10 protein-coding genes and 1 tRNA gene are annotated in these 11,455 nt (G+C 40.0%); 9 read left to right on the forward strand and 2 right to left on the reverse strand.

Going from position 1 to position 11,455, the window contains the following annotated elements:
- Window positions 1-2 precede the first annotated feature (2 nt).
- From ACESMA_RS06555 to ACESMA_RS06570, 4 genes are all read left to right on the forward strand, one after another.
- Window positions 3-1,124, forward strand: coding sequence for an ABC transporter substrate-binding protein (locus tag ACESMA_RS06555; RefSeq protein ID WP_372947980.1), 1,122 nt, complete (start codon window positions 3-5; stop codon window positions 1,122-1,124).
- Entirely contained in the window at window positions 1,121-2,170 is a 1,050-nt protein-coding gene (locus ACESMA_RS06560; RefSeq protein WP_372947981.1) for an iron chelate uptake ABC transporter family permease subunit, read from the forward strand. Before ACESMA_RS06555 ends, ACESMA_RS06560 begins: the two co-directional genes overlap by 4 nt.
- On the forward strand, window positions 2,167-3,162 hold the full coding sequence (locus ACESMA_RS06565; RefSeq protein ID WP_372947982.1) for an ABC transporter ATP-binding protein: 996 nt from the start codon (window positions 2,167-2,169) through the stop codon (window positions 3,160-3,162). The genes ACESMA_RS06560 and ACESMA_RS06565 overlap by 4 nt, the downstream gene beginning before the upstream one ends.
- Before the next feature lie 114 nt (window positions 3,163-3,276).
- On the forward strand, window positions 3,277-4,941 hold the full coding sequence (locus ACESMA_RS06570) for a nucleoside kinase (protein WP_372947983.1): 1,665 nt from the start codon (window positions 3,277-3,279) through the stop codon (window positions 4,939-4,941).
- On the opposite strand, the gene ACESMA_RS06575 is transcribed toward ACESMA_RS06570, so the two are convergent.
- Complete coding sequence (locus ACESMA_RS06575; protein WP_372947984.1) at window positions 4,938-5,855, reverse strand: glycosyltransferase; 918 nt, start codon at window positions 5,853-5,855, stop codon at window positions 4,938-4,940. The two genes, ACESMA_RS06570 and ACESMA_RS06575, sit on opposite strands and share 4 nt — an antisense overlap.
- A gap of 125 nt (window positions 5,856-5,980) precedes the next feature.
- Between ACESMA_RS06575 and ACESMA_RS06580 the strand changes: the two genes are divergently transcribed.
- Window positions 5,981-7,384: a redoxin domain-containing protein gene (locus ACESMA_RS06580; protein ID WP_372947985.1), complete on the forward strand. Its 1,404-nt coding sequence runs from the start codon at window positions 5,981-5,983 to the stop codon at window positions 7,382-7,384.
- Here the strand turns inward: ACESMA_RS06580 and ACESMA_RS06585 are convergent.
- Window positions 7,381-9,027: a SulP family inorganic anion transporter gene (locus ACESMA_RS06585; RefSeq protein ID WP_372947986.1), complete on the reverse strand. Its 1,647-nt coding sequence runs from the start codon at window positions 9,025-9,027 to the stop codon at window positions 7,381-7,383. The two genes, ACESMA_RS06580 and ACESMA_RS06585, sit on opposite strands and share 4 nt — an antisense overlap.
- 399 nt (window positions 9,028-9,426) lie before the next feature.
- Between ACESMA_RS06585 and ACESMA_RS06590 the strand changes: the two genes are divergently transcribed.
- From ACESMA_RS06590 to ACESMA_RS06605, 4 genes are all read left to right on the forward strand, one after another.
- Window positions 9,427-9,885: a hypothetical protein gene (locus tag ACESMA_RS06590; RefSeq protein ID WP_372947987.1), complete on the forward strand. Its 459-nt coding sequence runs from the start codon at window positions 9,427-9,429 to the stop codon at window positions 9,883-9,885.
- 17 nt (window positions 9,886-9,902) lie between these two features.
- Window positions 9,903-10,730, forward strand: a complete 828-nt coding sequence (locus ACESMA_RS06595) for a hypothetical protein (protein ID WP_372947988.1) — start codon at window positions 9,903-9,905, stop codon at window positions 10,728-10,730.
- Window positions 10,731-10,898: 168 nt separating this feature from the next.
- Window positions 10,899-10,971, forward strand: a tRNA-Lys gene (locus tag ACESMA_RS06600).
- A 286-nt stretch (window positions 10,972-11,257) separates the two neighbouring features.
- Window positions 11,258-11,455, forward strand: a 198-nt coding sequence (locus tag ACESMA_RS06605) for an Arm DNA-binding domain-containing protein (protein WP_372947989.1), incomplete at its 3' end; no start/stop codon positions are given.

An 11,455-nucleotide genomic window follows, 5' to 3' on the forward strand; every position in this document is an offset into this window, starting at 1 on the left:
TTATGCACAGGTTTTTTTTCATCTTTATTTTAATGGTATTTTTTTCAGGATGTAATACCCCTGAAAATAATAAACAGAGGATTAATTCCAATCATTATGCGCATGGTTTTCAAATCGATAAAAAAGAAAGTATTACTTCGCTAACCGTTTTTAATCCCTGGGAGAAAGCTGAAAATGTGTCTGTTCAATATTTTCTGGTTGAAAAAAACAAACCGGTTCCTGATTCTCTTGTAGGAAAACGAATAATCAGAACACCGGTTGAACGGGTAATTTGCCTTTCTACTACCCACATCGGTTTTTTGGATGCATTGGAAGAAACAACCTCTGTAGTTGGAATTTCCGGAAGCCAGTATGTTAGCAACCAAAAAGTCAGAAAAAGAATGGAGGAAGGCGAGGTGCCGGATGTGGGCTATGGCCAGAATTTGAATTATGAATTGATGGTGAGCCAAAAACCTGAGCTGGTATTGGTTTACGGGATTGGAAGTGAAGTAACCAGTTATGTCCGGAAGTTGGAAGAATTGGAAATTCCGGTGGTAATGGTTGCAGAATATTTGGAAGAGACTCCGTTGGGAAAAGCTGAATGGATAAAGTTTTTTGGAGCTCTTTTTAAAAAAGAAAACGAAGCGCAACATTATTTCGAACAGGTTGAAAATGAATATCACAGGCTGAAAAAGCACGCTGCCGAAACAACTGAAAAACCAAAAGTTTTGGTTGGTTCCCCGTACAAAGATTCCTGGTGGATTCCCGGGGGAAACTCCTACCTGGCCAATTTAATTGCCGATGCCGGAGGCGATTACTTGGGTAAAACAAATCCTTCGAACGAAAGTTATGTTATTTCCTTTGAACATGCTCTGGCTTTGGCCGGAGAGGCAGATGTTTGGATAAATATAGGAAACCTGGCTTCAAAAGATGAAATTTTAAGTACTGACGAGCGCTTTAAAAATTTTAAAGTTTTTAACAACGGGAAACTTTTCAATAATATAAAACGGTTAAGCCAACATGGTGGAAACGATTTTTGGGAAAGCGGAACTGTAAATCCTCACGCGGTGTTGCACGATTTAATAGCTGTTTTTCATCCCGAACTGGCTGAAAAGGATATGGTTTATTATCAGGAAATTAAATGAATTTGCTCAAAAAAAATAAAAACCGACCTGCTGGCCCTGTGTTTTTTATACTGGGCATTTTGTTCGTGGTTTTTTTTACAGCCGATATTCTTTTAGGTTCCATTATTATTCCTGTGAAACAAGTATTTTATGCTTTTTTCTCTTCTTCAGAAACCAGTGAATCTTTTCGCACCATTGTTCTTGAATTCAGGTTGCCCAAAGCTTTAACGGCAGTTTTTACCGGCGCTGCCTTGTCGTTAAGCGGTTTACAAATGCAAACGGTTTTCAGAAATCCGCTTGCCGGACCGTATGTTTTGGGTATCAGCGCCGGGGCTACTCTTGGGGTTGCGCTTTTTGTGCTGGGATTTTCATCGGCATTTGCGTTTGGAATTTTTTCATCTACCGGTGCCTGGTCGATTGCGCTGGTTGCCTGGGCCGGTTCGTTTTTGGTCATGCTGCTCGTTCTTTATGTTTCTGCCCGGGTAAATGATATCATGACCCTGCTGATTCTGGGTATTCTTTTTACAAGTGCTGTTACAGCAGTGGTCAGTATTTTGCAGTATTTCAGCAACGAATCGATGCTAAAAGCATTTGTCATCTGGACCATGGGAAGTTTGGGCAGTGTAACCAAATCGCAACTGATGGTTTTGGCGCCTGCCATTATTGCCGGAATTATTTTGGCCTTCCTGAAAATTAAAGATTTGAATGCTTTTTTGCTTGGCGAAGATTATGCGCGCTCTTTGGGAGTTTCCATAAAAACCAGCCGGGTAATTATTTTTCTGAGTACCAGTTTGCTGGCCGGCACCATCACTGCTTTTTGTGGCCCCATTGGTTTTATTGGCATTGCAGTTCCTCACATTTGCCGTGTAATTTTTAAAACTGCAAACCATTTGGTTTTGGTTCCGGCAGTAATTCTGACTGGTAGCATTGTCATGCTATTCAGCGATATTGTTTCGCAACTGCCGGGTATGCAAACCACATTGCCCATCAATTCGGTAACGGCATTAATCGGAATTCCGGTAATTATATGGATGATTGTTAAAAACAGAAAATTTGTTTCGGTTTGAAAAGGGAAAATATAAATATTGAACTGAAACAGCTTTCGGTTGGTTACGAACAACCCGGCGAAGCGCCTTTGGAGGTTTTAAAAAACATCAATTTTACCGCCGCACCGGGCGAAATGGTGGCCTTAATTGGCAGCAACGGAATCGGGAAAAGTACTTTGCTGCGAACCCTGGCGGCATTTCAACCCTGGTTTTCCGGTGATATTCAAATTAGCGGAAAAGGCTTAAAAACGCTTAATCCCAAAGAAATTGCCCGGATTATGAGTTTTGTTTCCACCGAAACTATCAGAATTCCAAATCTTTCAGTTTTCGATTTGGTTGCTTATGGGCGGTTCCCATATACCAACTGGATTGGAATGCTTGCAGAAGAAGACAAATCGGTTGTTTATGAGGCAATTGAGAAAGTGGGTTTAAATGGAATGGCTCACAAACCGGTGATGCAAATTAGCGACGGCGAACGGCAACGGGCTATGATTGCCCGTGCGCTGGCACAAGACACTCCGGTTATTATACTGGATGAACCAACAGCTTACCTCGATGTGAGCAACAAATACGAAATATTTCATTTGCTGCAGGTTTTGGCTGTGGAAAAAATGAAAACCATTGTTCTTTCTACTCACGATTTGAATATTGCCCTGCGCGAAGTGGACAAACTTTGGATTGTTACCGAAAACGGAAACTACCAGGGCGCGCCCGAAGATGCTGTTTTGCAAGGATGGCTCAACCAAATGTTTCGAAATGAACATGTTGGGTTCGATGAAAAAGAAGGAGAGTTTTTCTTTAAAAAGAATTTCAAGGCAAAAGTAAAGGTGGAGGGCGACGGACTTCCGCTTATCTGGACCCTGCGTGCACTTAACCGTAAAGGTTACCAGATAGTTATGCAGGCTGAACCGGATTTCATGGTAATTGCTAATGAGAACAGATGGAAATTAATTTCTTCTGGTTCCGAAAAAGAATTCGATAGCATTTACCAGTTACTAACTTTTCTTGAATGAAACCGGTTATTAATAATGCAAGTCCATCTGCTTTTTAAACCAGAAAGCATTTAAACCGTTTGAAATTCCTTCTTTTTATAACATTTAGTACTTTTATCCGAAAGAATTTTCATAATGAAAGAAATTGAAATTTATTGCTACAACACACGAACAAAACATACTTACCCGCTGGGTACCTCGCTTCTGGAAATAAGTCGCGATTTAAATATTCAATTGGAAAACACGGTTTGCGGAGCCATTGTAAACAACCAGGTGCGCGAACTTTCGTTTTGCCTGGTAAAACCGAAACAAATTGAGTTTTTCGATGTGGCACATACCGATGGAATCCGAATGTACATCCGTAGTCTTATTTTTGTGATGTATGCTGCTGTAAAAGAGGTTTTTCCACATGTATCCCTTCGCGTTCGCAAAGGCATTTCAAACGGTTATTTCTGTGAACTTTCCGGGTTTGGTAGGGAAATTACCGAGCCTGATATTCAGCTTGTCCGAAATGAAATGCAGGAAATAATAAACCAGAATATTCCTTTTATAAAAAAGGGTTTGCCCACAAATGATGCTGTTGAACACCTGATGAAAGAAGGGTTGGAAGAAAAAGCCCAACTTTTTGAGCAAAAAGGGCATTTGTTTACGAGTTTGTATTTTTTAAATGATTTGGGAAATTATTTTTACGGACATCTGCTTCCTACAACCGGATACATTACCAATTTTGGCTTAATGAAATTTTTTGACGGAATTTTACTCCAGATTCCGAATCCGGATAATTTTAGTGAGTTGCAGGAGGCGCCAAAACAGAAAAAGTTGTTCGAAATTTACCAGGAACATAAAAACTGGGCCCGCATTCTGGATGTAGATACTTTGGCCAATCTGAACGAATATACATTGCAAAAAAAGGGCGGTTACATCATAAAAATTTCGGAGGCGCTGCACGAAAAAAAGATTGCAGAAATTGCCAATAAAATTCATGAACGAAACGGAGATATTCGCGTTGTGCTGGTAGCCGGTCCCTCGGCTTCGGGAAAAACAACATTTAGCAAAAGACTGGGCGTACAACTTGCTGTTAATGGTTTGCGCCCGTTCCAGATTTCGCTTGACGACTATTTTGTTGACCGCGAACATACACCGCGCGACGAACAGGGGAATTACGATTTTGAAGCACTTGAAGCCATTGATATTGAGTTCTTTAACGAGCAGCTTCTCGATTTACTCAAGGGAAAAGAGGTTCAGATTCCCAAATTCGATTTCTACCGGGGCCAGCGATTTATGAATGGTGATCGCTTGAGATTGCGCACTGGTGACATTCTGATTGTGGAAGGAATTCATGGAATGAACCCGCGTCTTTTGCCCCGCATTAATGAAAAAAATACATTCAAAATTTTTATTTCCGCACTCACGCAGATTTCAATTGACGAGCAAACCCATATTTCAACCTCCGACAACCGGCTGATTCGCCGAATTATTCGCGACAGTAAATACAGGGGCTACCCAGCCGCTGAAACCATAAAACGCTGGCCATCAGTTAGACGGGGGGAGGAAAGAAATATCTTTCCATTCCAGGAAAATGCCGACATGATGTTCAATTCGGCCACACTTTATGAGCTTGGTGTGCTAAAAAAATATGCTGATCCGCTTTTAAAACTGGTTCTCGAAAATCAACCAGAATACATGGAATCCATGCGATTACTTAAATTCTTGTCGTATTTTAAACCCATTGACGATGAGGAGATTCCGCCAACTTCGCTGCTCCGCGAGTTTTTGGGAGGCAGTAGTTTTCTGTACTAATCTTTGTGGGCTGGTTTATTTTTTTTCAGGCAGGCAAAATATCCCAGTTTGTAGAAATCGAATAAAAACAGGTTGGGATTTTTGCCGGTCAGGTTTTTTTCAATGGTCTGCCCAAAAAGATTAAAAAACCATTTTAACAGGGCCTGAGGAATAATTATGGTAATTTTGTTGTAGCGATTCAAAAAAGGCATTCGGTTTTGGAATTCAGATGCTTCTGGCAAAATATTTTTCGAAATTAAAAGCAGATTTTCCAGTGCAGTTTTAGTTTTATTCAGAAAAATTCCGGAATCTTCCAAACCAGTATGTTCCAAAGGATTATCGATGTGTTGCGGCAATAATCCTGCTGAAAAAAGGTCGAAACCAAGGAGCGTATCTTCGTGGCCGTAAGGACCTATGTTTTCACGAAAATGAATTTTTTTGAAAGTCTCCCTGTCAATCAGAAAATTGTTTGAAGTGATAATAAATCCTTTTTTACTGTTCCGCTTTTCGGCTGAAATGGCTTCGCGCCGGTAACCGTAAACCCAGCGAAGCAGTTTTTCGGCAGCAGGTTTTTGTGCAGAGTAGGCAGTTCCTCCGCAAAGCACAGTGCCTGGCTTGGCAAGCTCCACATATTTTTTCAGAAAATCTTCAGAAATTAGTTTCGAATCGGCATCGATAAAAAGTAAATATGATTTTTGAGATTCCAGCCCCATTTTGTTTCGGATGGCAGCTCTTCCCAGGTTTTGAGCCATTTCGCGGTAAATAACCTGGGAAAATTTTGTCAGCTTCCGGTTTTCGTTTTTGGTAGCTTCTTCCGAACCATCGTCGTAAATACGAATTTCAAAATCAATGGCTAATGCTTCGGCCTGGTTCATTAACTGCAAAACCAGGTCGTTTACCAGAACGTTGTAAACCGGAATGTTAATTGACACCATTTTTATTTTTTCAATGCGGGTGAAATTACTGAATCTATCTGAATTAACGGATTTCAATCGCATTTAATACAATTAAACTTTATTTTTGACCAAATAATTTCGAAAAATGCAAAATTGAATCATTCATGGTTAAAAATTTTATTTTACTGGTTTTGTTTTTGCCGTTAATTGTATTCGGACAGAATTTCAAGCTTGAAGTGGAACTGCAATCTGCAGCCGGAAAAGATGTTTATCTGGCCAACTATTATTTGGGAAATATTTATGCTAAAGATACTATTCAACTCGATGAACAGGGGCGGGGAGTGTTTGTTTCCGACTCACTTTTGCCGCAGGGCCTTTACAAAATTTACCTGGGTGAAACCAATCATTTCGATTTTCTTTTGGGAAATGACCAGCAGTTTTTGTTAATAAATGATTCTTTTCAGTCGTCAGCTATTCAGGTAACCGGTTCGGACGAAACAGCAGCTTTTGTGGATTATACTTTTTTTCTGGGGAATCTTCAGCAAAAAAGTGCTGATATCAGAAAACAAATGGAATCAGCTTCTGCGGACGAAAGGAGAGAATTGCAGAGGGAACTGGCCGAACTTACACCTCAACTTAACAACTTTTGGAAAAAGCTCGAAAATGACTTTCCGAATTCATTTCTTTCCAAATTTGTAAAGGCCAACTACGTTCCTTCGCTTGAGTTTTCAACTTTACCGGAGGAAGTGCAAAACAACGATTCTCTGTTGCTGCTTGCCCGGTTTTACCACCAGCAAAAGCATTTTTGGGATAATTTTGATTATACAGATGAGCGGTTTTTATATACCCCGTTTTTCAAACAAAAACTTGAAACCTGGTTTACAAAAGTTTTGTACCAAAACTACGATTCGGTGAAAAGCCATGTATTTCAGTTTATTGAAGAAGTTAAGCCAAGTCCGCGTATTTTTCAGTTTGCCACGTCGTTTTTTCTGAATAGCAGCATAAACAGCAACATTATGGGAATGGACGCCCTGTTTGTTGATATTGCACGGAAATATTATCTGTCGGGCGAAGCATTTTGGGCGTCGGAAGAATCGTTGGAGAAAATACGTGAGAATGTGCTTTTTGCTGAAAATAACCTCATTGGAAAAACGGCTCCCGACCTTACTTTAGAGAGTTTCGACGGTGAATATGTAAATCTCCATCAGATTGATACAAAGTACACATTAGTAGTGATTTACGAACCAAATTGTTCTCACTGCAACGTTTTTGTTCCTGAATTGTATGCTGATGTTTACCAGCCGTTTAAAGAAAAGGGGCTGGAAGTTTTTGCCATTTATTCCATGGACAATAAAGCCGAATGGGGCGATTTTCTGGCAGAACACAATCTGTTCGACTGGAAAAATGTTTGGGATGAGCACCATGTTTCACGTTTTAAAATTTTATACGACGGACGGAAAACTCCGGGATTATATGTTTTGGACGAAAACAAAAAAATTGTAGCCAAAAAAATGACCGTGGAGCAACTAAAACTTTTTTTTGAATCAGCGCTGAATGAAACGGATTAATGTTTCAGGTTTTTAAGCTGTAATTTTGCTTCTTCCAATGCCAGTTCAAAGGTTCCGAATATTGAATCTCCGCCAATCAACGTATAAACGCTTGCTTTTTTCAAATCAGTATTCACATTTTCGTTCACTCCCGATAACACAACTTTTATATCCGAGTTAATTAAAATTTTCAATGCTTCCTTCAGGTTGTGCAAACCTGTTGAATCTACAAACGGTACATGCCGCATGCGAATGATAATGATTTGGCTTTTTAATCCGGTGGACTTCAGCACCTCGCAGTATTGTTTGGCGGACGCAAAAAACAGTGGTCCGCTGATTTCGTAAATTCCTATTCCTTTTGGTAATTTTGAATAATCTTCAATGATATCTGTATCGACCACCTGCGGAATAGATTTTCCCATATCGGCCATTCTTTTCATAAAAAGCAAAGCAGATAGCACCACACCAATTTCAATGGCTACGGTTAAATCCACCAAAACGGTTAAAAAGAAGGTGGAAAGCAGTACAACAACATCGAAAAATGAACCTTTTAAAATAGAGCGAAACGACCGCCATTCACTCATATTGTATGCCACCACAATTAAAATTCCGGCCAGACTTGCCATGGGAATCAGTTTTACCCATTTGCCGAAAAACAACATAATGAGGAGCAAGGTTATGGCATGTAAAATTCCGGCAACCGGAGTTCTTCCGCCATTTTTTACATTGGTAGCTGTGCGGGCAATAGCTCCTGTGGCAGGTATTCCGCCAAAAAACGGCGTTACAATATTTGCAATTCCCTGAGCAACAAGTTCAGTATTTGAACGATGCCGCCCGCCAATCATTCCATCGGCCACTACAGCCGAAAGTAGTGACTCAATGGCACCAAGCAGTGCAATGGTGAGCGCAGGTTGAATGTAATTTCCCAATTCAGAAAAATTTACTGTTGGCCAACTCATTTTGAAGGAGTTGGGAATTTCTCCGAAAAATGATTCAATGGTAAGAACAGGCAGTTTGAAAATCTGAACCAGCAAGGTGCCGATAACAATGGCAATAAGCGATCCCGGAATTTTACCGGTGAATTTTTTCGAAAAAACAACCAAAAAAATGGTAAAAATTGTAAGTCCGGCAGCAAAAAAATTAACTGTTTCAAAATGGTTGAAATATGTTGTCCATTTAGCCAGAAATCCGGATGGTACATTTTGAATATTTAACCCAAACGCATCGCGAATTTGTGTGGAGAAAATAACCAGTGCAATACCGCTGGTGAAGCCAACAATCAATGGGTGTGGAAAATATTTTAAAAGCGCTCCCAGCTTCAGCAATCCAAAAATAACCAGGAAAATTCCCGCCAGAATGGTTGAAATCAACAGTCCATCAAACCCATATTCCGAAAGAATACTGTAAACGATAACAATAAATGCTCCGGTTGGTCCGCCAATCTGTACCCGGCTCCCACCCAGAAAGGATATGATAAAACCGGCAACTACAGCCGTTATTAACCCTTTTTCAGGTGAAACCCCCGATGCCACTGCAAATGCAATGGCCAGCGGAAGAGCTACAATACCAACCACAATACCGGCCATCAAGTCTGACGAGAACCTGCGGGAAGAATAACCTTCCTTCAACACAGAAAACAATTTGGGTTTAAATATGGAATCCACCTTGTATGTATTAAAAAATTCCGCGAATTTAATGGGTAATTCCTTGCTGTTGTTTTTTAAGTGGAAAATTATTGTTCAGATGTACATTTAATTTAACAAATGATATTATTTAGCTTAAATTCAATGGAATATATCATATTGGATAAAAAGTGTGCATGTCAAAAAAGTCCTTCTACTGTTGTTTTAAAAATTAAAAACTGAATGTTTTTCTGCCAGTCAATGTTTTTTAATGAGATTTTTTAAATTTACACTATCCTTGTGATGAAATGACTATGAATAAAACTTATTCACAAACAAGCATGATTTTCTGCCAACTGGCAGATGGAAGTTCTCCGGATAGTCATCGGGATTACTGTTTATAACAAAAATTATATACGCATGAAAATCAAAAAGAAATTCTTGACGAAAAAAAAGATTCGGGAATCTCAGAGAGCATGGGGAGATGGAATTATTGCCATAGGGCAGGCCTATATTGCCAGGAAAGATTATAAGGCTCTTGCAACAGAATTTATCCAAAAACATTATGGATACCAGGAAGGAATCGTTTTGTTTAAACCAACGCTTGCATCTGTGGAGCAATTTCGGGAAACGTTTGAAAAAGCGTTGTCTTATTTTGTTTCAGGAAATCCTAACCATCCGGAAGATCAGGGTTTTGCAATTAAACCATGGGTAAGTGTGAAATTTGAAAATGCAGGAATTATTATTATAAAAAACCATGCCGTTGCTATGGGCAATTACTTTTTTACCGATACCGAAGGAAATGTTGTAAAAGTGGAATATACTTTCGGCTACTTCGTTGCACCAAACGGCTATATCAAAATTAATCTTCACCATTCATCATTGCCATATTCAAATTAATTTCAAAATTAATGAACATGAAAACGTATTCTATTTTTTTATTTTTTGCTTTGGTTTTTGCAGGTTTTTCTGCAAGGAGTCAAACTCCCGAAGAAATTGCAAAGGGTATTAATTTGATTGAAACCCAAACTTATTCAGCCGAAGAAAATGCAGAACTCCTGAAATTTTATGAAGGGCTTCGGGTGGCCGATGTTTCGGATGGAATGGACATGGTTGGCTTGCCCAACACAGGCCTTGTAAGTACCGATATTCATCCCGATTGGGTGGATACACAGGACATGTCGCATATTATACGTGGCATAGCAGTTACTGCGCGATACGTGCCAACTCAGCGGCCTGCCGGGCCTGAGCCGGATGAAGATTTTGCCGCCTGGGAAGGGCACTTTTACAGTACCTGGTCAACTGAAGCTTTTGCTCAGGTTATCCGGCCGGGGTCAGTGGTTGTGCTCGACGATGTTGAAGATCGCGACATAGGTTCGATCGGTTCCAATAACATTTTGTATTGGGTTTCGTTGGGTGCAGTTGGCGTGGTAACCGATGCCAGCTCACGCGATACCGACGAAATTGCTCTGCAGAAAGTACCGCTTTATCTTCGCAAAAAAGGTCGTGGCATTCGCCCCGGACGAAACGAATTGGAATCGGTAAACCGTCCGGTTGACATTGGCGGTGTATTGGTTTGCCCGGGCGATGTGGTAGTGGCCGATGGCGACGGTGTAGTGGTTGTCCCCAGAAAAGTTGCCAAAGAAGTTGCACAACATGCACATGGAATTCTAAAAAAAGATAAAGCCGCCCGCAGGAATTTGTACGAAAAACTTGGAATGCCGATGGATAAAACCGTGAAATAGCAGATTTGTTCTGGTATTATCATTCTTTTGCTTCTTAACAAAGATTCATTTGTTTTAAATAATTTAAGAAATGTACTTTTTAAGGAAAAAAACCTTTGCGGGTTTGCCTGAAAAGAAATAAGTATTACTTTTGCACCCGCCTTTGACAAACAAAGGAGATATAAGGATGACTCAGTAGCTCAGCTGGTAGAGCACATCCCTTTTAAGGATGGGGTCCTGGGTTCGAGCCCCAGCTGAGTCACTTTTTACGAAAACAAAAGAAATTAAAAGCACTTAAAACGTTGATTTTAAGTGCTTTTTTCATTTGGTGAAAATCAAAATTCACCATATAAAAGCATAAAAAGAGGGACTAAATCGAGACTATTAAATTTTTAGCAAAAAGATAGTCTCGGTAAACCTTGTAACTCTCTGGTATTCATCATTTAAATTGATTTGTTTTGGTCTTGTTTGGTGTTGTAAATGGACCCTAAAATAGGTAGTTTTGTGCACTAAAGCGAGACCTGTTTTTTACTTTAACCAGGTTTACCATGAGAATTACTGTAAATTTACGTTTGAGAAATTCCCAAAAACGAAAAGATGGAACATGCGCTGTCTATGCCAGATGCACGATGGAAGGCAGCAGGATTGAGTTGTCAACAGGTATTTTTATTCCGGATGAAAGTTGGGATCCGGATGGCCAAATGGTGAGGGGTCGAACTGAAAAAATTCGAACCTTAAATTCAAGA

The sequence above is a fragment of the Mariniphaga sp. genome (assembly GCF_041687215.1).
In the GTDB taxonomy this organism is placed as follows: Bacteria; Bacteroidota; Bacteroidia; order Bacteroidales; family Prolixibacteraceae; genus Mariniphaga.